The following is a 23,981-nucleotide window of genomic DNA, read 5'->3' as shown; positions in this document are numbered from 1 at the left end:
CGGCGTCGTGAACATCGTTCACTCGATCGTGAACATCGTTCACTCGAGTTCGATCACGTGTGCGTCCTCGGGTTCGAACCCGACCGTCACCTGCCCCTCGAGCGGATCGAGCGTCCGCAGCAACAGTTCCCGTCCGCACCACGCGAGGTGAACTCGGCTCGTCTCCCCGAGGAACTCGGCGCTCTCGACGGTCGCCTCGAGGCGGTTCGTCGCGGGGCCGACCGTGAGGTGTTCCGGGCGAACGCAGCACGTCAGCCGGTCGCCGACGTTCACGTCGACGTCGGGGCAGTCGACCTCGAGCGGCGTCCCCGCCACGTCGACGACCGCGACGTCCCCGCGTACCGCCGTCACGGTCCCGTCGAAGACGTTGTTGTCGCCGACGAATTCGGCGACGAACCGGCTGTCGGGTCGGCGGTAGATCTCCTGGGGCGAGCCGACCTGCTCCGGCCGCCCCCGGTTCATCACCGCGACGCGGTCGGAGACCGCCAGCGCCTCCTCCTGGTCGTGGGTGATGTAGACGGTCGTGATGTCGAGTGCCGACTGGATGGTTTTCACCTGCACCCGCAGGTGCTCTCGCAGCCGGGCGTCGAGCGCGCTCATCGGCTCGTCGAGCAACAGCACGTCCGGCCCCGGCGCCAGCGCGCGGGCGATGGCCACGCGCTGTTGCTGGCCACCCGAGAGCTGGTCGGGGCGGCGCTCCTCGAGTCCCGCGAGGTCGACGAGCTCGAGCAGCTCGGCGACGCGTTCGTCGTCGTCGACGCCGCCGGGCGGACTCGAGAAGTTGAGCCCGTAGCCGACGTTCTCGCCGACGGTCATGTGGGGAAAGAGCGCGTAGTTCTGGAAGACGACGCCGACGTCGCGGTCCTCGGGTGGGACGTTCGTGACGTCTGCGCCGTGGAAGCGAACCGTCCCGGCGGTCGGCTCCTCGAAGCCGGCGATCAGCCGCAGCGTCGTCGTCTTCCCGCAGCCGGAGGGGCCGACCAGGGTGAAAAACTCTCCCTCGCGAACCGAGAGCGAGAGCTCGGAGACGGCGGTCGTCTCGGCGTAACGTTTCGTGACGCCCTCGAGCTCGAGGGCGACCGGCGCGTCAGCTCGCTCGCTCTCGACGGTCATCTCGATCGGCGGACGATCAGATCCCAAAGCTCTCACCCCCGAGCCGGTCGATGACGACGAAACTGACGCTCGTGACCACGAGCAGGACGACGCCCATCGCGGTCGCCGGTCCGAGCTGTCGGTTCATGAAGCGTTCGATCGCCACCGGCATCGTGTACTGGTCCGTGCCGGTCGCGAGGATCACCGTCGAGGAGAACTCACCGATCGAGATCACGAAATCGAACGCCCAGCCGCGGACCGCCACGTCCCCGTGGGTCGTCCAGCCGTCGGCGCGAAGGCTCACCTCCATGTCCGCTCGTTTCGTTCACGGTGGGTTAGGTTCGACGGTCGGCTCCGTTCTCGAGTCCCCACCTGTTGGCTTCCCTCGTGGCGACGGTCCCTTCTTCGCCGCTGGGTTGTTGCGCGGCCTCGAGCGGGCCTCGAGGGGTAGGGGCGGCATTGACCGTCGTTTGAAGGTATGTTGGTTGAGTCGTACATTCGATCAAATGGTGGCCACGGCTGAAACTGCCAGTATCTTTATTACACTTACCTGCAACACTCGCAACATATCAAAATGAAAATTAAGGATTTAATTGACGAAGAATGGGAAAGTCACGAACGAAAACGATTCTTGAAGGATGATACGAAAGTCAAAACAGAGGCCTTCGACCCGGAGTCGTTCAAACACGAGGGATTCGAGGACCGAGAGAAATACCTCGAAACGTATGCACCGGCACTCGCCGACGAGGAACGCCTTGCCTTGGAACTCAACGATTTCGAGCCGCCACGACTGGGTTCGATTAACGACTCACCGTACCAGGCACTCGTTATCCGATACGGCCTGCTTCGCACATTGATCCAGCAGCGTGGTTATAAAATGGACAAGACGGCTCTACTCGAGAGCGTCCAGACGTGGCAACGTCGGCTCGTCGATGAGTACGTTGAAGAAGATTTCTCTGACGACCTACTCCACTTAGCGAAAGCTGCCGTTGATTACGGCTCCGACGTTGACGATTCGGAGTTGCATATGGTTTACAGCTACTTTGAACTCCACAACGAGGACCAGTCACAGAAACATAACTACTACACGTGGATGGACTTCTTCAAACGACTGGCGGCAATCGACCGCTTCCCGAAGGTCTCTCGGTCGGAAAAACCCGAACACGCTATTGACACGATCGAGAAGGGGCTCTGGTCGCTGCAAGAACAGGCAATCGTCTACGAAGTCGTCGATCCCAAACACGGTGACGTTGTGGGAATCCCCGAAGAGTACGTCGACTTCATCCGTGAATGGCTGTACTACGAAATGTCCGAGGAGAGCTTCCTGACGATGCTGGAGACGCTGGATTACTTCGATGACCAATCCAGACTCGTCGACGCTCGGGCACACTTCGGCGTCACTTCTGCCACCAAGGGGCGAAACGACCTTCGACGGGAGAGCCTCGTCAATGCAGGCGTATACCCGAGTGAACTCCTCGAGTCGATGCTCACTAAGAACGAACTCAAAGAGATCGTCGATCAGTACGGTCTCGACGCCCACAAACGTCGAACTGGTGAGATGATCCAGCAGACGATCGAGTACTTCGAGCAGTCCCAGACTGATCTAGTCGAAGACGAAGTCGATGCGGAGCTGTATCTCAACTGCTTCGAGGACATTTCAGATGGAAACATCCAGCTCATTCCACCTCAATTACAGGAAACCGTCGACGAGGCCGACCAATCGAAGAAACTCGAGGTGCTCTTCGAAGAGGCTACGGCAGAGATCTTCCGCGAAGTCTTCAATCTCGACGGAACGAATCTCTTGGGGCAGCAAGCAAGTGGGAGCGTCGCCGATGGCGAGATAGAACAGGACGGAGAATGGCTCCTCTGGGATAATAAACGTCGCTCTGGCAAGTTCAAACTCGGAGCCAATACGCAAAGTACGATCAAAAATTACATCGATACGAAAAACCAGCAACATCAGGTCAAGTGGTTCGTCATTATCGCTCCAGATTTCACCGAGACTGCCCTGACCAATGCGAATCAACTCGAGAAACTGGTCGGTGGGATCGATATTCGGCTGATTCGGTCAGTTGACTTCGTTCGATTGGCCGAGTACTGGTTGGAAAACCACGACAAAGATGGGAGAGAACTTCCCCTATCGACGTTTTATGGCTCCGACCTGTTTGACGTTGATACTGCGAAAGGTGCTTTAGATATGGCGTTTTCGTGATTACAGATCTCGGCTACCAGAATGCCCGTTAGAACCTGATGAACCGACGACGGCTGCCAGCGTCCAGTTCAGTCATGTGTTTGACATCGTTGCCGGCTTGGCAACGATAACTGAGTCCTTCTGGTATAGATGCCGCAGAAGTTTCTGAAGTTTCAGATTCCGCGCGGGCACGATGGGATTCGAACCACACCGAGACGGTCGTCCTCACTTCGTTCGGACGCTGCGACTCGTCTCCTTCGAATCCATCGCGGTTTGCTGTTCGCTCGTCGCGTCCGCTCCTCGCAGAATCAGGGCACGATGGGATTCGAACCACGCCCGAGAACCTGCGCGTCGCGCAGAACCTCGGTCTGATTCGAACCCATCGCGATCCGTGATTCGCTCCTCACGTCCGTTCGTCGCAGAATCACGGGCACGATGGGATTCGAACCACGTCTGAGGTTGCTGAAATCAAAGATTTCAGGACCTCAGCCTAATTCGCCGCCGTAGGCGGCTCACCCACGACCGTACTCGAAGTCCAATCCAACTCGTGACCCGAGCTACAGGCTGTTGCGACTCTGGCTGACGGTCCACCAAACACAGAGACTGGAACCCCATGCAACCAAACAAAGCCATCACAATTTACCTCGACGCCCGAGAGAGCGACTGCGCACACCAAACCGTCCAATCCTACCAATACCGGCTCTCGAAATTTGAGAGTTGGTGGGGCGACCGGGGCGTTGAAGAGTTGACGAAGCAGGATATCCACGAGTATAAAACTGAATTGAGAGACCAAAACCTATCGAAACCCACAATCAAGTCCCACGTGGACACCCTACGGGGATTTTTGGAGTATATGAGCCGTCTCGACTACGTCGATGACGACCTCGTCGACGTGGCTGACTCACCAACGTTGAGAAAGGGAGAGAACGTCCGAGACGACGAGGTTGAAGCGGACGTCGCACAAGCAATCCTCGAACGCTTGGACCGATTCGACTATGCGAGCATGCACCACGCATTGACTCTCTTGCTCTGGCGGACTGGAGCAAGAACCGGGGCTGTGCGAGGTCTCGACCTCGACGACTACCACCCCGAGGAACAGTATCTAAGCCTTGAACACCGTCCAGAGACCGAGACACCGCTCAAGAACCAAGGAGAAGGGGAGCGGATGGTCGCCATAAGTGAGGAAACATGCCGAATCCTCGACGACTATATCGAGGAAAAGCGAGTTGACATCGAGGATGAACACGGGCGAGCCCCACTGCTGACCACGAAACACGGGAGGATAGCCCGAAATACAGTGCGAAAATGGTGCTATCGACTGACGAGACCCTGTTGGTTCAGTGGCGAGTGTCCACATGAGCAGGAGTTAGACGAATGCCGGGGGAGCGTTGAACGGAGCGATAACTATGCTTACGAATGCCCCAGCAGCGTAGCTGCGCACGCATTCAGGCGTGGTTCCATCACACACTTTCTGCGAAACGATATGCCAGAGACCGTCGTTTCTGACCGGGCAAACGTCTCAACCGACGTGCTGGACAAGCACTACGACCGCCGGGATGAGCGGGAGAAAATGGAGCAACGGAGAGGCTATCTCGACAATATCTGATAGGCACTATTATTAGTCTCCTCTGTCATTAACGACCGATGGCAAAAGTATACACTTGTGCTGATTGCAAGACTACGGTATCGGACAGATTTCAGGAAGATAGTTCAGGAAGCAAGTGCCCAAATCAATGTAAAGAATCTGGAAATATCATCGCCGTATGTGAATCCTGTGCCCCATATATTTGTCCCTATTGTGATACAGAATTTGGAACAGTATAATTAGTGGTCTCGCTGCTCGTGCATCCACAGGTCATCCTGCCGAGTGTCACCACAATAGACCTTCTTACCGCATCGACGGCATCGATACCATCCGGAATCACCAGTCGATACATAGTGCTGTTCGATGAGTGCATCAATATTTGCTTCCATACATATGAAGGTGGTAAATTAGTGCATTGGTGTTGTGCAGAAAATTAAGCCGGATAAGACGACCCAGTGCGTCATCAATAGCGTATGGCTCACATCCGATTGGAAGCCGGAGCACTCGTCGTCGACGCCACCGACGAATCAATGACTGCGGACGATTTAGCAGACGTAGCGGACGCTGAGATGCAAATGATGATGCGGCAATGGACGTCAGCGGATGGAGACCTCATCAAAGTCGCCCCGCAATACCCGACGTTCACGCTCGATTGAAGTTGGGTGGATTAGTTTTTAAGAGCCTCGTCCACATGGCTCGCCGTAATAACTGGTGCGTCACTGTAATCGTCGACGAGAGTCGAGATGACTTCAGTTGCGTCGTCGAGGTCGGCGAGTTGGTCTTGTGCTTTAGTCGACACTCTGAGATTATGCGTGTTGACGTAGGCTTTGATGCCCTCAGTCGTATCGAGGTCGTGGTCGTCAAGCGGGACATCTTCGATGCCCATCTGCACACGTATTTTCGTAATTTCGTCAGCGAGTGTCCCACCCACACCGAGTGGCGTGACGGCGTCGAGGCCGTCCTGCTCGATGATGTCCACGAACGCATCCAATGCGAGCTTAGCACTCGTCTTGTGATGCTCACTTCGAGGATTAACGTGGATTGCCCGCATTATGGTTTTGTAGGCATCGAGCATTCCTTGTGCCATTGCCCCATTCGTGGAAAAATAAACATCTGTGTCGAGGTCGTGCGAGCCGATATAATCAGCGAGAGATTTACCGATTTCTCGGCGGTAGACTGCCTCACTGTTTGTTTTTCGGAATTCCCTCATCCTCGTCCCCCGGATATCCTCGTCCACACGATTTGGCAGCCACGTGTCTTCGAGCTTCTGGAGCGGGGAGGCATCAATATGATTAATAACTTCGTTGGCTCGGTCATTAGCTCCAGAGCCAGAATAATTCATCTCTCTTGATGCTAACGATTCGATATCTTCCTTGGACCACTCATCTTGGGTCGACTCGTGCCGCATTGCGGCAATCAGGATAGCAGTACGGTCAACCCCCCGTGCTCCGTTGGCGACCGATAGGTCGTGCTCCCTTGGGTCGATTGACTCGCCGTTATGAGCCATCTTCTCCAGCTTCTCTGCAGGGGAGAGGTCATCATTCTCGTCTGCATCAGATGCCTCGTCAACAGTCTCATCGTCCGACTCATTGCCTGCAGGCGTGGGTTCGTCGTCGGCGTCGGCGTTAGAATCGTTAGAGACGGCGACCCCAGTCTCCTGCATCTCTTCGAGCATCGTCTTAATCTCGTGGAGTTCTCCTTCGATTGACCCCATGTCGTCGTGATATTTGCGGTAAAAGTCGATAACGTGCTCGACCAACCGGGCCTGTTTGTACGACGAGCCAAACCTCTCCTGGGCGGTTTGCTCTATCCACTCGACATATTCTTCTCGAAGTCGCAGATTTTTGCTGTTTTTGCTACCATTCTCCTTCGCTGCCAGTTCTTTGTCGAGATTCTGTAATGTCATCTCAAACTAATTAACAGTGGGGGAGTATATAGGTATATCCTCGATTGGAAGCAAAAATCTGTATTTTGGTAGCAAAATCAGTTATCCACGCTCTCTATGTGTGTGGATAGGATTCTGCGCCACGAAGAGAGGGAGGGGTAACCAAAAACAACCAATTAAGGATTACTGGGCAGTGAGTCAAAACGCCACTAAAAGCGACTTTCAGGCGTTATTGCGTTGGCTTCCTGCTTTCATCCACAGCACTCTCATCAAGCTTCATCAGCCATCGTCACTCTGCATCACCATCATTCTATCCACACAACTACACTACTACTACTACTATTACTACCAAATTGGTATTAATATTATTATTGTAAGGTAAGTTGTGTGGATAGTGTGGAAGGAGAAGCAAGTGAAAATGATAGGGAACGAACTCCGCCAGAACAGAACTGTGGGTTAGAAGCTCTCTATCGCTGATTTAGTTTTTGGAGAGTAGTGGCCCCTCCTTCTTCATGCCGCAGAAATCTATCCACACACATAGAGAGCGTGGATAATTGATTTTGCTACCAAAAACCCGCATTTTGCTACCGACAGAAATCGCAGTTTTCGAAATCGCCGCACTCGCACTCCGGAATGTCCCATGTCTCGATGTGTTCGATGGCCGATGCTGGCACTCCGTCAATATTGACTTTGTCACGATTGTCTCGCATCTATATGTAACAATACGTGTTACATCAACAAATATTTAATCCTTAATAGAATAGAATAAGGTAATAGTAGTAGAAAAAGATTTATTGAGCTTGCTCATCGCCTCCGCTGAATAGGTCGCCTGCGACGTCATAATCGCCAGTGCGCATGCAGTGTTCATAGCTCCCCGCCGCTCCGCACTCGCTGCACTTGTAGGCGTCTTCTGCGACTCCTCGGGCTTCTTGCTCTGCTGCACTCGCTCGACCGATGCTGATGATATGCTCGTCGCTGTCGCAGTCGTTGCAGTATGGTTGTGGGATGCAACTCATTGCTCATCGCCTCGTGCGACGACGAGTGGGTCGGCTCCTGACCAATCTTGGTCTGGGACGATGTCTGCGGCGAGGTCATGCATACGCTTCGACAGCTCTTTAGCGTCGATGTCGTCGATGTCTTCGGTCCACTCTCCCAACTCGTTAAATGTTCCGTCAGCAAACAGTATACTGTCTTCTGTTTCTGCAACGACAGTTAGGTGCGCACAGTAGTCGCTCCGCAGGCCGTATATTGTCATACCGCTGTCTTTGATGTCGATGCCGTCGTCGGTTAGGGCTGTTTGACACATTACATGTGATACATAGGGGTAGGGGTATATATGCTTAACGCCAACTTGCACTAATTAGACAGGGTTACTGTATTCAGGGGGAGTCGGCGTTGTGGACGATGCCACTAAAAACATGAATTCCTGCGTCTGACGGGTAGTAGGTCTCTTTTTGGGGGCTTTCACGGTAGAGCCATCCTTTATCCTCGAGATTCCGGAGCACCCGCCGCACGGTCTGTTTTCTGTGGTCTGGAATACTCATTCTTTTGATTTGTACGTTGCCCTCAGCGGAGAGATGGTCTAATATCTCGGTCCATGCCCAGTCCCTGGCGGGTAATTCGCTCACAGAGTTTTTGTCTGCCATATCATCTTATACTACGCACGTGCGCATAAGTGTTTGGTCAACCCATACAGTATGGGGTGGGTTGGGGATACACCTTTATTCTCCTCCTTATATGTGTGATGTATGATGGATAGCACAACCCCATCGAATGAAGCTGAATCGACCGAGAACAACGCTGAGACCGAATTTGACGGGCGCATTGGCGCAAAAATGGAACTCGCCGTCCGCCTCGTGGCGTCCGGGGCAATCCCATCCCGAAACCAACTGGCCAAGCGGGTCGGACCGCACGGGTCGACACGGTACGGCTATCAGACCGTGACCCGATGCGTCCACCGAGACCTGCTCCGAGTCGACGAGGAGCATCCTGAGTCGTCGCCGACTGGGGCTGGTGCAGTCGTCTTTACGGACCGTGGACGTGCCTATCTCGACTACGTCGAGGGTCAGGAGGTGATGTGAGATGACGGAGCATCAGTGGCATGCTCGATGTCGTCGAGCGCTGCTCGAGCGAGTGGAGTGGCCGTCTGACGACGATGACGACGAACAGGAGGATGATGATGCATGAGTCTGGCGCAAGCAACTCTAGACGAGGTCTCCGTCCCCGACAGCGACGACGCCGAACACGAACCGACGACATGCGAGTGCTGCGGGTCGTCGGATGTCATACCGCACATGCCGGTGTCAGTGTCGGATAGCGGCGTGGAGTTGTCGGATGAGCCTCGAGTGTGCTGGGATTGCGTTGGCTCTCGGGAGCATTGGCAGGCACGGGAGGACACACGCCTGGACGAGATGCCGGATGAGCCGTTCGCCGCTGGGTCAGAGTGGGGTGACTCTCGATGAGTGTGTTTGTGGCGGGGAATCGGGTCTCGACGCTTGAGGAGCCTGATTTGGGAACCTTACCGAAACCAGACCTGCCTGAGATTGAGTTGCCGTCGACTGATGTCGACGACCTCGTACGCATCATGTCCGTTGTCGAGACAGATTGGGCTGGGCGCACTCATTGGCACGTGGATGTCCCTGCAGAGCTTAGGGATTGGGCGAGAGAGGCGTCTAAGAGTGAGCGAGACACTCGGGACGCACGAGACTCCAAAACGTCGTCTGAACACTCTGTGCAGGGAAAAATCGCCGAAGGAGTGGTTGCCGCCGTGTGCGAGAACGAAGGCGTTGATTGGGATTGGCACGATGGTTATCAGACGGGCGACCTCGAAATAGGCGCTCTGACGGCTGATGTTAAGTCTCGAATCCAAAACGAAGGGTATCACATGGACTTGCTCGTTGGAATGCGCAGAGCAGGCAATGAGAGCGATATTAGAGCAGACACGTATATTCAAGTGTTGCTCAGCAAGGATTTTAACTCTGCTCTCGTGACCGGATGGACGCTCAATAACGAGGTCAGGGATGCAGGTCGGTTTTTTGGGGCCAAAACGTATCCGAGTAAGATTGTCGACCACGACGACCTTCGAGACCTTGAAAACCTGTTCTGAGCAGAGGACAGTCTTTGAAAGGGTATGATGGAAGGGTTTCGAACCGTTCGGAACGGTTCGAGAGCGAAAATTCCTTTTATACACTCGAAATTCGATAATCAGGAGGCAGCATGGGGTTGACATATGGAACGACACCCCTCCCATGGGAGGGGTCCACCAAACCCGCCCCTCATCTCTGAGTGGATGGTCAACACTTACCAACAGATTAGGGATTAAACCTTAGCTAGTGGATGACATATCAAAGAGCATGAGGGACAACAATGAGAACATTGGGCGCAGAGCGTTCACTGTCAGCGATTGGGCAAGCTATGTGAGGTTTCGGGACCCGAACAAGAGTTGGGATGATGGCGTGCGCTACGATTCTGATGGCGAAATCATCGAACAAAAGGCCATCGACGTCGTCGACGAAATCCATATTATCAGCTACGGGAGCCGTGGCGAGAAGCGCATTATCGAGGATGGAGTGTGGTTTTTGAGTTGGGACCGAGCCAAAGCGTGGGGAGACCGGCACGCAGAGGGCTCGTGGAGGGTTGAGAGTTTGGCTCGAGTGGACCCGGACCTCGAGTTCGACGTGACGTGACAACACCTTTGCACGAGGTTGACATACATTGGGATGGGGAGGACATCGACGAGTTGCCTATCATGCATTAAACGGGGTTGTGTGGGCGTTACACGCCCATTTTCGTGTTCGTACTCGAGTTTTGCTGGATTTTTTACGCCGTGGTTATTGATTGACCATAGACATTTATTCTTGTGGTCCATATTATGTGTTGAATCATGAGTAATGATGCTATTGACATGGTCAAAGATGTATCGAGCAAGGTTTTTGCGAGTGTCGGCAGTTTTACACTCGGCCTCGAAGCAGTTACCGACACAGCGCTCCTGTCCAGTGTTGACAATCAGGTTGCGATGGGCATCCTTGGCATTGGATTTGTTGTAGGGGGCGTGTACACGGGACTCAGCATTGTTGAGGACTTCGTCAACTAAAACTGGGGTGTATGTATGAATTATAACACATCAAAAACGACGAAGAGCCTCGGGAGGACGGCACTGGTGGTCACCATGGCACTGGTCATGGTGGCTAGCATGGTAGCCATGCCTCTCGGGGCTGCATTTCTCCCTGGCGTCGACGCCACTCACTCTGGAGTGGCAGCGGCGGATGATGGAGATAGTGGCATCTGTGAGTCGAGTTATCGGTGGATAGCGCATTTCACCACTGGTGGACTCACAGGGGCTTACTGTGTTGTCACTGGTCTGCTTGATGACCCAGATGACGCTTCTAACAGCGTCGAACTGGAAGAGGGAGCGTACGTCCAGCACGGACAGATTGACGCTCTCCACCATGACATGATGTCTGATTTCCGCCAGTACTATGATGAGCAGCAGTATCTGGCATTTATCGAGGGGGAGCAAGCGATTGTCGAAGCTCGATACGATGATGAGAGTATATCCACAGCCCGGTCAAGTGCCCGGATGGAAACTAATGGCTATTACGCTGACCACTACGCCGGATTGCTGGACGGACACAATGACCTCGTCACCGAAGCGTTCATCTGGGGTAAGGCAACTTACGCCGACGATAACGCTGACGCCATTATCTACTTCCAAGAGGGGTTCCATCATTCTCAGAGCGGTAACTATCGGGCGGAGTATGCTGACATCTATGTCACTGCAGACAGCGAGATAGAGACCGACGAGTACACGCTCCCGGATGGAGACACGGTCGAGTATATCACGGCTATCTCTAACGTTGACGTGGTGCCCTACGATGATTATGACGCTGACCACACGCCATCCATAATCGAAGAAGAAGATGGAAGCCTCACATTTGACGTTGAGACGTTCATGCTCACTGGTAGTGGGTCGACGGGCACCAATCAGATTGTGGGCGAAGACCCTAACCGGGATGCCTCAGAGTTGATTGTGCTTGGAGATTCCGACGGCAATCACAATCCCATAGCATGGATTGAAGAGAAGTACGAGACCCAACGCCCAGCCACCCTCGACCTCGTGGAGGACCGGGCTGAAGAGGTCTACTCGGAGGTCGACGCTGGAGAACTCTCGCCGGATGAGTACTTCGGCCCACGAGAATTCCTGGAGACCTACGGCTCAGGCATGGGAATTGACGCTGCTGTTGACCTTTATTTCCACGCCACTGTCGGCTACACGACTGCCCCGGATATGATGATGACCGTCGCATACGACGGTGACGATTATCAGGGTGGTGTCCTTACCAACAGCCCTGAGGATGCACCCCTTGTCTACGACGAGGAACCCCTGCCTATCAGTGAGGATGGCGACGTGGTCCTGTCCTCGCACGACCACATGGGAGTCCTTGAATTCGACGAAGATGGCTACGCTGTCATCGAGTTCTCGAACAATTCAGCTCACGAAACTGACGCTATTAACATCGAGATAATCAACGTCGACGAGTTCTCCGTCTCGCATGGTGACGCCACGGTCTCAGCAGAATTCAACGTCGACGACATGCAGGACGAGGAATTCATCATCTTCGAGGCTGTGGTCGAGGTCTACGATGAGGAGGAGAACGAGCTTGAAGAGGAGCGCTCCGGCACGTACGTCCTCTTTGAGGACGACTCCACGGAGGAAATCCGGGGTTGGGTTGTCGGCGAATCCTATGATGGGGATGACACGTGGATGATTTACCAATCGTCAAGCGAGTCGACCGACGACATCAACTTCGAGGGCGACTGGACTCTTACCAGCAACTACGGTGTTGACGGGGATGAGAAAGCCGTTGCAACCGTCTTTGAGGCCGTAGACACGAGTTATGACGGTGTCTCCGCATGGGACCGCATTGATATGCAGCAGGCTATCCAGGACGCTATCGACTCTCGTGACGACATTGACACGGGCGGTGGTTCTGGAGATGATGGGTTCGGGGCCGGGGCTCTCATTGCAGCGTTCGGGTTTGGTGCTGTGGTGATTATGGGTGTTGGACTGTTACTGGTCCTGCTCTACTTGGTCGGCAACATCACTCGAGTGGCCTAACCCAGGTTTACCTTTCCTATCTGCCCATAGACATTTAATCTTTTAAACCATATTATACAGTTATGTTTAAAGCAATTACAACTCAGTGGACCACATCCGGTGGTCTCGCCGTGCTAACGGCACTCCTGATGGTCTCTGGCATGGCCATGGCAGGGGTTGGTACAGTAGCAGCAGATGAGATAGAAGCCGTATATGTTAACGAGGAATCAATATCTAAAGGTGGTGGCACGACATACGATACAGGCCTGTTCGAAGTCGAATCAGGTAGTTTAGATGTGTTTGTCGAATTCTCTGAAGTGGATTTTGCAGAGATTGATGTTATACTTAACGACGCCGATGCCGAGGAGGTTGAGCACCTCGGTACTGTGACTGATGAGGACGGCTTCTCGACAGATTTCGAATCTTCTGTTGATTATGTTGACTCTGGCGAATATAGTCTGGTGCTTGATGAAACTAATGGAGAGGGGATGTGGACAGTAGACGAGATTTGGGTTGATAATATTGTTCAAGACGATGGGGACGACGAGGGAGATGTCGAGGTCACGTTCACCGTCGAGGACGAGGAGGGCGACCCTATCGAGGATGCGACTGTGGACCTCGACGGCGACGAGGGGACGACTGGCTCTGACGGGAGTGTTACCTATACCGACCTCGAAGATGGCGAGTACGTCGTGAACGCTGATGCTGACAGCTATGAGGACGCTGAGGAGACCGTGACGATTAACGGCGAGGATAAGGAGGTCACTCTGGTTCTCGACGAGAAGGAGGGGACGGGCGAGAACGGAGACGACGAATCCGATGAGGATGGGGATGAAGCGGGAGGAGGAGGCTCTGGAGATGATGGCGTTGGTAGCGATGAAATCATTCTAATTTCGGCGTTCGTTACGATTCTGTTTGGCTTCCTCGCACTCGTCACGTGGGCGGCAAAGCAGTAAACAGGGCGTTTCGGCACACCACTTTTGCATTTTGACATTCTATTAATACATGTATGATTAGATTAGCAATCAAGTGGGGCATCAGAATACTCTTAGTCCTCGTCATAATTGGGGCTATCGTCCATGTGGGCAGTCTCGATGTGGCAGCGCAAGAGGACACAGACGTAACAACAGAAGAAGCAGAAGATGTTGAAGAGTATCAGCACCACTTCTCGGACTCTCTCCGACTCGTAGAGTCGGAATGGGATGGCAAGACGTGGGTTGCGACGCTCGAGGCAGACCGCTACACGGACGTCACGATAACTGATGCAGGCCGGACGAGCGACAACAATGAGGCTATAGCGCTTAACCGGGAGACCGTCGATATCAGCAACGAAGGGCGGACCACCGTGGAATTTACCGTTGAGGACAACCGACAGGTAACAGTCGACGGGGACGGCACGCTGGTCCTGCTTGGACATGATGATGATATTACTGTCTTGCCAGCAGGAAACTGGACAGCACCATCCATCATTCTGGGTGTTATCGGCGTGTTCGTCTTTATTGTCGCTAACGTCCTGTGGCTGCACAGGCTCCGCAGTAACAACGTAGAGAGGGTGGCGTAATATGATAGCTTACGCTGCTGTACTGACGGCTCTCGGCGTGCTGGCTCTCGCATCTATTGTCCTTGAACACAATGGGTATCCGGTGTTCAATGGTCTCCGACGGGGACTCATCATACTCGCCAGTATTGTCCCCATCAGCGTCATCCTGTTACTGTGGATAGTAGGATTCTTCCAAATCTTGAATATCGACCTGATAGGGGCTGTCGGCGTAGATAACCACTACGAGGGCTACCTACGCATCCACTTCGTGATAGTCTCTATGGGCCTTATCCCGGCATTGATTGTTGCTGTTAAAATCATCAAGACGTCTGTCGTAGGGTTTCGGGCTGTCGACTCCAAAACGGGTGAAACGGGCGTCTGGAAACTTCCTATGGAAACATGGAGGAATATGACGGTGGAAGATGAGAACGGGAATGAGCTTGGCAAGGGAGCGCTGCATTCAGTGCCGTTCTATGACATTGGAGTTGGGTATGAAGCCGACCGGTATGATGAGGAAACAAACACTGCGGTGACTACCGAGTACCCTGCAGGGTACAAACCTTCTGACATCCGGCATAACAACCTCCACGACCCTGAGCGAGGGTTCCAGCACGTCGTCGACGAAATCCAACACGAGACCACGGCTGCAATGGACGCTGCGATGGATACTCTAGCTGCAGTCGACCGATTGGCACGGGAGTCCGGGGCAGCGGAAGTCAACGAGGCCATTCGACGCCGAGAACACGGTACTCTGCAGACCGAGGGAACGCCTCTTGCGCCTATACAAGAGTACTTGGAGGGGCGGTATGACCGGGATGAACGGGTTGAGGAGCAACGGAACCGGAACAAAACAGACCCTTACCAACAGGATAAGGCGGATTCCGAGTCGCCCACGCACGTCGACGGCCCTGATACAGAGGGTGAAGACACATGAGCGGGTCAGAACGACCACCTGAAGCCGAGTTCAGGGAATACGCCCGGGGGAAGCTGCCGAAGCAAGCGCACCGTGACGTGTACGAATGGGCGGGACTCGTGCGAGACCCCGTTATAGCGTCGCACCTAGCGTTCTGTGAGGCGAATTACAAGCCCACTGGGGACATGCCGAAGGAGTTCAAGGACACGGAGTACTGTCAAGAGTTCCTCCGAAAATACGGTAGTGAGACGGCTGCATGGGCTCTCGAATTCAGTAAACAGGGCTACCTCAACTTCTTCTCGGGATTGGTCGGCTACGAGAAGGACGTGTCCGGGCTTGGAGTGCTGATGTCCTTACAGGACATGATGCGCAATGTACCGGTGTTTATCGGGTATATCTACGGTATCATGGGCGCAGGGAAGACCGATTTTGCCCTGCTCATCATCGAGGTCATGAAGAGCGTCTGGGGGGCTGAGAACGTCGATACAGTGGCGAACATCAGTAGCGAGGATATCAACGAAGAGACGAAGCGATACTCTCGTATCGTCGAACTGTTGGAAGAGCGCAGAGAGCGTATTCAGGCCGGGGAAGACCTCGACCCACTGGTCATCCTAATTGACGAAGCTGCCCAGATTTTCACGGGGTCCGGAGCGGACCAGCACCGGGCGAAGCAACTGGCCAAGCTCCTGAAACTGGCGAGGAAGAGCAATGCTCACATGCTGTTGATTGGGCAGGACGGCAAGGACATCGACGCCTCTCTGCGTGCCCTGTGTACCGTATTCATCCACAAGAAGTCGAAGAAGCAGGCGACGTTCTACCGGGATGTGAAGGACCGAAAGGGAATCGGCGAGATGATGAATCTCTCCGGAATCCCGCCAACGTCGATTGATTACAGCACGTGGGATGAGGGCGACTTCATATTCGACGACGAGGGCGACGAGGACGACTTGCTCACACAGGAAGACTTGGACGAGCTTAAGACGCAACATGAGCGGGAGATGATGGCAATACTGGACGCTACGACCGATATGACGCAGGCGGAAATCGGGGATGTGTACGGAGTCTCCGACAAGACCGTACGTCGAGCTAAACAGAAGTATGAGGGTGAGTTGCGAGACCTCGGCCTAATCGATTAAATCGTAGGTCCATGCCGTGTATCGGAAAATCGCTCGCTCGTGCGTGTATGTGCGGGCGGGCGCATTTGGGGAGGGGGCATCGCCGCCTGTCCGTTGTCCGTCTCCACGCTGTCTGTCGATTATTGATTAGCAAACGGACACGATAATCTAGCTCAAACTGAAAAACGGACATTGCGTGTGAACACGTGAGTAAATCGAGTGACGGCAACACCTTTGCAGTTATTTAACATGGGTTTGAACATGAGAAGAATTGAAAGGCTCGAAGAAGGCTGCTATCACATCGTGCCCAAGTGCAAGGACTGCGACGAGAGCATCGACCGGATGGAGCACAGTGCGACGCAAGTCGTTGTGTGTGGACAGTGTTGCACGTTCTGGAGGTGGTAAAGTCAATTCCTCGGAGCTTGAACCTGATAGATTCTTTTCAGATTACAGCGGACGCAGCATCAATACCAAATTCTGTTTCAATCCAATTCCGGACTGCCATGTTGATATTCTCTTGAGTATTTGGAACCGCCATCACAGTTGCTTCCCGGATGCCGGGCCATTTCTTGATTTTCCCGGGAAGACCTCCATCAACATCTCCCTGCATAGTCGTATCAACGTTCTCAAAGTTACTATCCCCAACGAGGTAATTAATCAAGAACCAATAATCACGTGCATGACCCCGAACCGAGAGGGGTTCAATTTCCGCTGGATATCGAAGTTTCTGCATCTCGTAATCACCTTCATTCCCAGTTACCATGCCATTGACAATCCCATCGCCATCCTCCCACTCCTTGACTAAAACTAGTGTCGGCGTGTCATTGTGAACTGCATGGAGAATTTCTGTTATAGTTCCTGTTTGTGGTGTCTCTGTTATATATGCAACAACGCCATCGGCAGCCCGAATCCCCGCCATGTCTTCTGAAACGGCACCGTTAACTCTGAACCCATCATGTTTATGTGTGAAACCTTCTGGGTGGTAGAATTCCAACTCCTCTAGCCCGTTCTCTATACTACGCCGCCAATTCGTATACTCTCCATCGTCCCGGATTGCTCCTGCCGTATATATTCTGGGAGTTGGCTGCTCTGAGTTAGACATATGTTCAAGTTCTCAGCAATAACCAAATACCTTATTACCATTCTTGATATATATATATAACACACATTATGGCAATAATTATAACGCATGAATGGATTAAATAGTAGAGAATTTACACAAACCCATTCATTTGTATTGGCATCTATTTTCTGTTCAGGAAGTGCCAAAAGTCATGTAGTAGATATTCACACCTATCTTTATATGTTTGATTGACGTATCTGAATCTATGGCAACTGTGTACCTGACGAACGGTGAGAAACGGTCCTACGACCGTGTTGTCGTCAAAGAAAACGGATGGGCTATTGGCGTTAACTCCAGAGGAGAGCCCGAAGATGCATATCCTGAGAGCAACATCGAGGAAATCCTCATCGAAGACGACGTCTATACCGACAGCCACCTGCACGAAGAGCAAACTATGGGCTACACTCGTGAAGCCCGTCCTGACGAACCCGGGGACATGGTTACTGAGCAGGAGACCGTCAGCCGAATCGAAATCGAATACCATTTCGAATAGCTCAAATCCTGATTCAGAGCGATAAAAACCGAGTTATAAACCGTAGAGGCCGGGATGCTCATCATCCTCTCTGGACATTCCCTTTATGTATCCTCACTATAACATACGGATATGCCTGCATCTCAAACTGTAACACTCATTGATGGGGTTGACGCTACGGTAAGGGCGGCAGAAGAGGATGAGCATGAATCGAAAAGCATGCTTGAAATAGTTATGCTAAGTATGCGACCTGGTTATACAGACGGAGGAGATAGAACAATATATTTTACGGATGAGAAACCCAATTTCCGTGTGGAAGTTACAAATGAAACAGAGTACAATTTTGTGGAGGGTAGTAAGATATCTTGGTGTATAGCGATTGGCGAAGGGATGCCTAAACCAGTTCATAGAGGAACTATTGATATCAACATTCCCTCAGGAGAAACACGGGAGTACGAATTCGGTGGTGATTTATTAGCTTTTGAAGGTCATGGAGTGGTTGGACTCACGTCAGGTGGTCATTCTGGGGGGAGTAAGTCACTCGACAGGACATTAAGTTCGGGCTCCTTGAACACGTATTCTCCTGCACTCAGCTTCTCGGTCTGGGATAGAGAGCACTATAAAGTTATACACGAGGGGCCTAAAAAGATGCAAGAAACGGCCGTGTTTATCACTATCGTTGTTGCTATGGTCGGTCTCGCTCAACTTCTTATAACTTTTCACCAGATAATCTTCGCTGGTTGATTTGGACGAGATGCCAGTGGGCCTATTGTGATATCTCACTTTGGGAGTCTATTGTAGGACTCCCAAACTCACTCCGATTTTCAGCCCGATAACCCTCTGATTTCCACTCCAAAACACCTCTTTTTGCAGATTCCCCGACTCACTATTCGAGAGACACATTAATGAAGAACTATTAGAAAGTCAAACAGAGATGGTAGTCGGCACTTTGGACTGGGATAGAGTGGTGGAATTACTTCTTGGTTCACTTCTACTCCCTGCTCTAGTTGCTCTGCTCGTGACCTACGTTCAGATGAATCGGCAGACAAAGCGGGAGAAACACAGTTGGTATGATAGTGTCGAAGCTGCCACATCAAGAATCGAAGGTGCGTGGTATCCAGAGGATGAGCTAACTCCGGAGACGCTAGAAGACACCATCCACGTCGTTGACTCCAGTTTAGAAGACCTCAAAGAACTCAAAGGTAATCCGGAAGCTAGTGGAAAACTTGTAGACTCTATCGAATTTCTCAATCGGCGTTGGTTCCATCACAGGAAGAAAATTAAAAAGCATTCGAACAAGCGATACCAGAATATCGCAGACGCTACACAGCGTGACTGTAGACAAATCAAATACATCGTTCAAATGGATAGGCCTAAATCATATCGTGAACGGCTCAAGCGACGACTTCCACAACCCATAGATTGGGTAAAATACTGTCGAAAAATGGGGTTCTCGATAAACAGAGAACGTCTATCTACGAACACTATTGAGAAGCTTGGGATGCAATTAACTGTTGAGGAAATCAAGCAACTGGAGAACGGAGAAAAAGTCATAGTCATCACAAAACCTTTCCAAACACGGCTGCTCCCGGTCTCAGATTCAAAGAACTCGCACTTCTCAGTTAATGCATTCCCTCGAGGTAGTTGGATAGCGACTTGCTGCCAGACCGATTTCGTAGCAGTCTCATGAATGGTCTCTCAATGGTAAATCAAGTGTGTCGCTGGGGATTGGCGGATCGCCGGAATCGACAGATTCCGCGATCCGCGCTGAGGACAGTACGCATCTCCGCCAGCAGCTCGTAGTCAAAGAGTTCGAGAACCGTCTTCTCCGTCGTCAACTCACAGCACAGCAACAGCAGATCGAGAATCTGCAAGCACGCCTCAAGTGGTACGAAAACCCAAACACACCACCCAGTAAGCAGGGTGGCGCGGCTGGATCACCTGGCAACGATGACAGCGACGAGGAAGAGAACGAAGACCAAGGGGACGACGCTGGCGGCGACGCTGACGCCGCCAGCGACTCCTCTCCAGGACGTGACGAAGGTCACGAGGGAACAACTCGACCGCCTCCGGAACCAGAGGAGACTATTCGAGTTGATCGGGGATATTGCCCAGACTGTGAGCAGACACTCTCTAACCCGGACAGCTACGTCTCACGGACGATTATCGATATACCACTCCCCATTCCAACCACTGTCACCGAGTACGAACTCGGCAAACACCACTGTTCCTGTGGAAACGAGGTCGTTGCTGAACATCCTGACTGCCCGGAAACCGGGCGGTTTGGGCCAAATATCATGGCCCAAACCGCCCTTGGAAGGTTCCATCAGCGACTTCCAAACCGAAAGCAGGCAGAGTTGTTTGAGTGGGAGCTCGATCTCCCCATCTCCCACCGGACAATCTACAACCTGACCAAGCGGGTCGCAGACCGGCTGCGACCCGCGTATGAAGACGTCAAAGCCAGTGTTCGGGAGAGTGACGTCGTCTATTGTGATGAGACGGGCTTTCCTGTTGATGGAGAGCAACACTGGGCGTGGACGTTTGTTACTGACGAAGAGGTGCTGTTCTGGGTTGATGAGAGTCGTGGAAGCCAGGTGTTAGAGGACGTCCTCGGCGAGGAATTCGCCGAGGACTCGACGCTCAGCTGTGACGGCTGGTCGGCGTACCGGAGCTACCACACGAAACTCCAGCGATGCTGGGCGCATCTGTTACGGGAGGCAGAGTACGTTGCTGAGCGGTATGAGGAAGCAGAGTGGCTTTCTGCGGAGTTGCACGATCTCCACGATGACTTAACGGCGTTCGACGAAGAGGACCCGTCTGCCTCCGCCCGCGAGCAGATGCGGGCGGAGGCGTCGTTACACTTGGAAGGGCTGATCAGGGAGGAGTATGAGTCACAGGAGGTTCAGAAACTGATCGAGAAGATCAGGAACGGGTTAGGCCACTGGCTGACGTTCGTGACAGAGCCAGACGTCGATTCGACGAATAATCGCGCAGAGCGCGCTCTGCGCGAGCAAGTGGTGCTGCGGAAGATGTTCCGGACCCTCCGCTCAGCCGAAGGGGTCCAGATTCACGAGACGATCACGACCATGTTAGCCACGTGGAAACGACGAGGACTTGATCCACCTGAACAGCTCCAGTCCATCCTCGGTGGGCAAGAACTCAGATTAGGATGAGAGGCATCACTAACCGGTGAGTCCTGATCACGCTATCCAACTACCCCTCGAGTATCATACGAAGGTCGTGTGCGCTTTCAGAAGTCCTACAGAGTATTTCCAATCCCTGAAGAAGCTATTCACGAGGAGATGGGCAGAGCCCACGAGTGGAGGCTGGAAGACAAAGAAACGACACGAGATATCATTTATGAAGAACTTTCGAGAAGCTAATTCCCAAACCGACTTCCATCTGTCTGCATATCTAAATCGCTAATCGAACGTCTAAGCCTCTTTGTTCCTCCTGCTCATGGGTTACAGATAACCCGACTCACCAAACACCTATGCATTCCAACACCACATTATAATACACACATGATGGAACTAATCATAGGTGCAGTGCTAGGGGTTATAATTGACTGGGACATCAAGTCCCGACCACTTAGCGAATTGCTCAGAGAACGAATCTCTTGGTGGCCCGGAGGTGACGAACAATGAATCTGAACCTGACCCACGAAGAGAAGCGATTAATCGAGATTGGATTCAAATCACTGGTGTTCGCTGCTTTCGGCGGTGCGTTCGTCGGCATCCTTGACGGAACATATCATGCGTTTAGCGAGACCTCGTACGCTCTGCTTGTCGGAGACGTGGTCTCGACAACTCCTGCTTGGGTCGTCGACGCTACCGGAATCGACCAATACCAGCGAGAAATCGTCGGTGCAATCATAGCTGTCACCGGTTTGTTCGTCACAAAAGTCCTGTATCGGAACATCTGGGGTGACGAGGCATGAATCTCGACGATAAGCTCCTCGTCAAATACGCTGAAATCTATCGAGAGAAACACGGCGAGCTACCACCAGCGCTTGAAGAGCGAGTCAACGAGGTGAGCGACGAATGAGGTCCTACGTACGCTTGCTCGTGGCCACCTTGATATTCAAAATCGGGCTCGGGCTCACGATGTACGGGGTGTTCTGGACATGAGTGAAAATTTCACCCTCCGAGTCCACGAGCGACGAGACCTCCGACGAGCACTCGACCGACTCTCCCTCGAGCACGACGAGGTCTGGGATGCTGACCAGTGCGACGTAGGAGAGGCTATCGTGCGATTAGCGCTGGATAACCCCGACCTCCTCCGGCACAAGCTCCGAAGGGTGAGTGAGGATGAGTGAAACCGTCGTACACCGGCACTTTACGTTGAGCCAGATAGACGACCTGAGAGACGCTGCGCACAGTCGAGACGCACGTTATGACTCGTCCCTTAGGGACGAGACCCTCGTGGTTCTCGCAGCCGACCTCGGACTCCGGGTCAACGAGCTTGTTCAACTGACACGCTCCATGTTTGATTTGGAGGCTGAGGAAGTGATGCTCCCCGCAGTGATACAGAAGGATTACCCTCGAGAAGATATCAGCCCGTCCGCAGCTACACTCCGACTCGACCCGTACGGTCACTTCAACACAGTACGTCTGTTGCGGATGTACTTCAGCGACCTCGAAGCCAACGGCCACGACTATCTCTTCCCAAGCCGCCAGTCAAACCACATGTCGACGGAGACCGCTCGAGACATCGTGCGTAGGCTGGCAGTTGAAGCTGACGTTGCGCCCCGGAGGACGGACGGCCAGCCCGCCGACCCGGAGGAAGCTCACCCACACGCATTCAGGCACAGTCTCGCTAACTACATGCTCGCCGACCCTGATACCCGACTCGTCGACGTTCGGAACCGACTCCGCCACCGCTCAATCACGACGACTGAGCGAATCTACGAACACTTCCAACGTCGGTGATTTACTCTTTCTCAGCCTCTCGCCGCTTTCGGTCTAGTACCTTGTCCTCTTGTGACCGGTCGAGGATGTCACTGACGACTTCGGAGAGGTTGTAGTCGTCTCTATCTAACGATGTCCGCCGTTCGTGGGACTGTCTGACGTGTTTCAGTTCCCAGTTGAGATGACCGGCAGCATAGCCTTCATCGGGATAGTACGGCCCGGTGTCGTGCTTGTCTCGGGCGCACATCAGACGATAGTAGGTGTCCAGTGCAGATTCTGCCAGTTTCAACTGTTGTTGTGCGAGTCTATCTAATTCTTCGTCATCACATCGGTTTCGACTCATTGCATGTCGCTGATGTGGGATTTACCTTTATAACCGCTTCGACGGAGAATGGATGAATGGTCATACAATACAGTAAAATACCCAAAATCGTCTAAATCAGCTATGAAGAGCCAATCACGTGCCGCTTACCAACAGGACTAATCCAACAGTATCTGCTCCGAGCAAGACGCACCCTTGCAGTCGGGCTCGTTGTGCGGGAATCCAGTGTCGACGTAGTAGTCAGAGTGGCCACAGTTGCGGCAGGTGGCACGGACGATGTATTCGAGCGCCAGTAACTCGATGAGGTCATCCGGGACGTCGTCGAGGTCGGGAGAGCGTTCGAGTTCCTTGGGCAAGTCTCCGTTTCGGTGGTCGTCCCTGCGCTTCATTCCGGTTTCACCACGGAAATGTCCTTGAGCGAGACCGCCGTCCAATCGTCAGCGAGGTACTGAAACTGGTTGTGACACGCATGGATGACCGTATCCAAATCGTCGTCCGCTCCCCCGGTCACCGAGACAAACACTGTGTCGTCCGATTGCATCATCTCGCAGTGTGGTCCTTGGTTCGACATGCATTCTCAGTTTACGGCGCAGAATGATAAACGGCTGAAAATATTTCCCAAACTCAGCTAATGGATTATATTCTGGCACTTATTACTCTGGGGCGCATCGTATCACACGGAATCGCCAGACAGAGTCGACTGCCGTGATGCGGAATAACGATATCATCACGGTTC

25 protein-coding genes and 1 pseudogene are annotated in these 23,981 nt (G+C 53.0%); 18 read left to right on the top strand and 8 right to left on the bottom strand.

Features of this window, described 5'->3' with window-relative positions; genetic code table 11:
* Positions 1-39: 39 nt before the first annotated feature.
* Together NMQ09_RS01715 and NMQ09_RS01710 are read right to left on the bottom strand one after the other, a co-directional pair.
* The gene (locus tag NMQ09_RS01715) at positions 40-1,113 is read right to left on the bottom strand and encodes an ABC transporter ATP-binding protein (RefSeq protein WP_255192728.1); all 1,074 of its coding nucleotides are present in this window, start codon (positions 1,111-1,113) and stop codon (positions 40-42) included.
* Positions 1,114-1,129: 16 nt separating this feature from the next.
* A pseudogene (locus tag NMQ09_RS01710) lies at positions 1,130-1,351 on the bottom strand (ABC transporter permease); the annotation flags it as partial.
* Positions 1,352-1,666: 315 nt separating this feature from the next.
* Between NMQ09_RS01710 and NMQ09_RS01705 the strand changes: the two are divergent.
* Positions 1,667-3,304, top strand: coding sequence for a hypothetical protein (locus NMQ09_RS01705; protein WP_255192727.1), 1,638 nt, complete (start codon positions 1,667-1,669; stop codon positions 3,302-3,304).
* Between the two features lie 592 nt (positions 3,305-3,896).
* The gene (locus tag NMQ09_RS01700) at positions 3,897-4,889 is read left to right on the top strand and encodes a tyrosine-type recombinase/integrase (protein WP_255192726.1); all 993 of its coding nucleotides are present in this window, start codon (positions 3,897-3,899) and stop codon (positions 4,887-4,889) included.
* A 646-nt stretch (positions 4,890-5,535) separates the two neighbouring features.
* Here NMQ09_RS01700 and NMQ09_RS01695 read toward each other — a convergent pair.
* From NMQ09_RS01695 to NMQ09_RS01685, 3 genes are all read right to left on the bottom strand, one after another.
* Positions 5,536-6,774, bottom strand: a complete 1,239-nt coding sequence (locus NMQ09_RS01695) for a hypothetical protein (RefSeq protein ID WP_255192725.1) — start codon at positions 6,772-6,774, stop codon at positions 5,536-5,538.
* Between the two features lie 991 nt (positions 6,775-7,765).
* Complete coding sequence (locus NMQ09_RS01690) at positions 7,766-8,059, bottom strand: hypothetical protein (protein ID WP_255192724.1); 294 nt, start codon at positions 8,057-8,059, stop codon at positions 7,766-7,768.
* A gap of 73 nt (positions 8,060-8,132) precedes the next feature.
* Positions 8,133-8,399 (bottom strand): hypothetical protein, encoded by a 267-nt coding sequence (locus tag NMQ09_RS01685; RefSeq protein ID WP_255192723.1) that lies wholly within the window; start codon positions 8,397-8,399, stop codon positions 8,133-8,135.
* Positions 8,400-8,501: 102 nt separating this feature from the next.
* Between NMQ09_RS01685 and NMQ09_RS01680 the strand changes: the two genes are divergently transcribed.
* From NMQ09_RS01680 to NMQ09_RS01640, 9 genes are all read left to right on the top strand, one after another.
* A complete protein-coding gene (locus NMQ09_RS01680; protein WP_255192722.1) occupies positions 8,502-8,834 on the top strand; it encodes a hypothetical protein in 333 nt (110 codons plus the stop codon).
* Between the two features lie 377 nt (positions 8,835-9,211).
* Positions 9,212-9,859, top strand: coding sequence for a hypothetical protein (locus NMQ09_RS01675; protein WP_255192721.1), 648 nt, complete (start codon positions 9,212-9,214; stop codon positions 9,857-9,859).
* Positions 9,860-10,085: 226 nt separating this feature from the next.
* Positions 10,086-10,439 carry a hypothetical protein gene (locus NMQ09_RS01670; protein WP_255192720.1) on the top strand — a complete coding sequence of 118 codons (354 nt, stop codon included), beginning with the start codon at positions 10,086-10,088 and terminating at the stop codon, positions 10,437-10,439.
* A 197-nt stretch (positions 10,440-10,636) separates the two neighbouring features.
* Entirely contained in the window at positions 10,637-10,846 is a 210-nt protein-coding gene (locus NMQ09_RS01665) for a hypothetical protein (protein ID WP_255192719.1), read from the top strand.
* Positions 10,847-10,861: 15 nt separating this feature from the next.
* Positions 10,862-12,871, top strand: coding sequence for an Env/VP5 family phage fusion protein (locus NMQ09_RS01660; RefSeq protein WP_255192718.1), 2,010 nt, complete (start codon positions 10,862-10,864; stop codon positions 12,869-12,871).
* A gap of 62 nt (positions 12,872-12,933) precedes the next feature.
* Positions 12,934-13,806, top strand: coding sequence for a carboxypeptidase-like regulatory domain-containing protein (locus NMQ09_RS01655; protein WP_255192717.1), 873 nt, complete (start codon positions 12,934-12,936; stop codon positions 13,804-13,806).
* A 53-nt stretch (positions 13,807-13,859) separates the two neighbouring features.
* Entirely contained in the window at positions 13,860-14,411 is a 552-nt protein-coding gene (locus tag NMQ09_RS01650; protein ID WP_255192716.1) for a DUF8063 family protein, read from the top strand.
* Between the two features lies 1 nt (position 14,412).
* On the top strand, positions 14,413-15,324 hold the full coding sequence (locus tag NMQ09_RS01645; RefSeq protein ID WP_255192715.1) for a hypothetical protein: 912 nt from the start codon (positions 14,413-14,415) through the stop codon (positions 15,322-15,324).
* A complete protein-coding gene (locus NMQ09_RS01640; RefSeq protein ID WP_255192714.1) occupies positions 15,321-16,439 on the top strand; it encodes an AAA family ATPase in 1,119 nt (372 codons plus the stop codon). The genes NMQ09_RS01645 and NMQ09_RS01640 overlap by 4 nt, the downstream gene beginning before the upstream one ends.
* Before the next feature lie 421 nt (positions 16,440-16,860).
* Here NMQ09_RS01640 and NMQ09_RS01635 read toward each other — a convergent pair whose 3' ends face one another.
* Positions 16,861-17,520 carry a hypothetical protein gene (locus tag NMQ09_RS01635; protein WP_255192713.1) on the bottom strand — a complete coding sequence of 220 codons (660 nt, stop codon included), beginning with the start codon at positions 17,518-17,520 and terminating at the stop codon, positions 16,861-16,863.
* Positions 17,521-17,746: 226 nt separating this feature from the next.
* Here NMQ09_RS01635 and NMQ09_RS01630 point away from each other — a divergent pair, with 226 nt between their 5' ends.
* From NMQ09_RS01630 to NMQ09_RS01600, 7 genes are all read left to right on the top strand, one after another.
* On the top strand, positions 17,747-18,034 hold the full coding sequence (locus NMQ09_RS01630; protein WP_255192712.1) for a hypothetical protein: 288 nt from the start codon (positions 17,747-17,749) through the stop codon (positions 18,032-18,034).
* 111 nt (positions 18,035-18,145) lie between these two features.
* The gene (locus NMQ09_RS01625; RefSeq protein ID WP_255192711.1) at positions 18,146-18,757 is read left to right on the top strand and encodes a hypothetical protein; all 612 of its coding nucleotides are present in this window, start codon (positions 18,146-18,148) and stop codon (positions 18,755-18,757) included.
* 190 nt (positions 18,758-18,947) lie between these two features.
* Positions 18,948-19,703, top strand: coding sequence for a hypothetical protein (locus NMQ09_RS01620; RefSeq protein WP_255192710.1), 756 nt, complete (start codon positions 18,948-18,950; stop codon positions 19,701-19,703).
* A 25-nt stretch (positions 19,704-19,728) separates the two neighbouring features.
* Positions 19,729-21,186 carry an IS66 family transposase gene (gene tnpC / locus NMQ09_RS01615; RefSeq protein WP_255191006.1) on the top strand — a complete coding sequence of 486 codons (1,458 nt, stop codon included), beginning with the start codon at positions 19,729-19,731 and terminating at the stop codon, positions 21,184-21,186.
* A gap of 470 nt (positions 21,187-21,656) precedes the next feature.
* Entirely contained in the window at positions 21,657-21,953 is a 297-nt protein-coding gene (locus NMQ09_RS01610; RefSeq protein WP_255192709.1) for a hypothetical protein, read from the top strand.
* Positions 21,954-22,139: 186 nt separating this feature from the next.
* Positions 22,140-22,331, top strand: coding sequence for a hypothetical protein (locus NMQ09_RS01605; RefSeq protein WP_255192708.1), 192 nt, complete (start codon positions 22,140-22,142; stop codon positions 22,329-22,331).
* On the top strand, positions 22,324-22,944 hold the full coding sequence (locus NMQ09_RS01600) for a tyrosine-type recombinase/integrase (RefSeq protein WP_255192707.1): 621 nt from the start codon (positions 22,324-22,326) through the stop codon (positions 22,942-22,944). Before NMQ09_RS01605 ends, NMQ09_RS01600 begins: the two co-directional genes overlap by 8 nt.
* Before the next feature lie 459 nt (positions 22,945-23,403).
* Here NMQ09_RS01600 and NMQ09_RS01595 read toward each other — a convergent pair whose 3' ends face one another.
* Together NMQ09_RS01595 and NMQ09_RS01590 are read right to left on the bottom strand one after the other, a co-directional pair.
* Positions 23,404-23,634 carry a hypothetical protein gene (locus NMQ09_RS01595; RefSeq protein WP_255192706.1) on the bottom strand — a complete coding sequence of 77 codons (231 nt, stop codon included), beginning with the start codon at positions 23,632-23,634 and terminating at the stop codon, positions 23,404-23,406.
* Positions 23,631-23,816 (bottom strand): hypothetical protein, encoded by a 186-nt coding sequence (locus NMQ09_RS01590; protein ID WP_255192705.1) that lies wholly within the window; start codon positions 23,814-23,816, stop codon positions 23,631-23,633. The genes NMQ09_RS01595 and NMQ09_RS01590 overlap by 4 nt, the downstream gene beginning before the upstream one ends.
* Between the last annotated feature and the right edge of the window lie 165 nt (positions 23,817-23,981).

This window comes from Natronobeatus ordinarius (genome assembly GCF_024362485.1).
GTDB lineage: Archaea > Halobacteriota > Halobacteria > Halobacteriales > Natrialbaceae > Natronobeatus > Natronobeatus ordinarius.
This window is presented reverse-complemented; position numbering and strand designations above follow the sequence as displayed.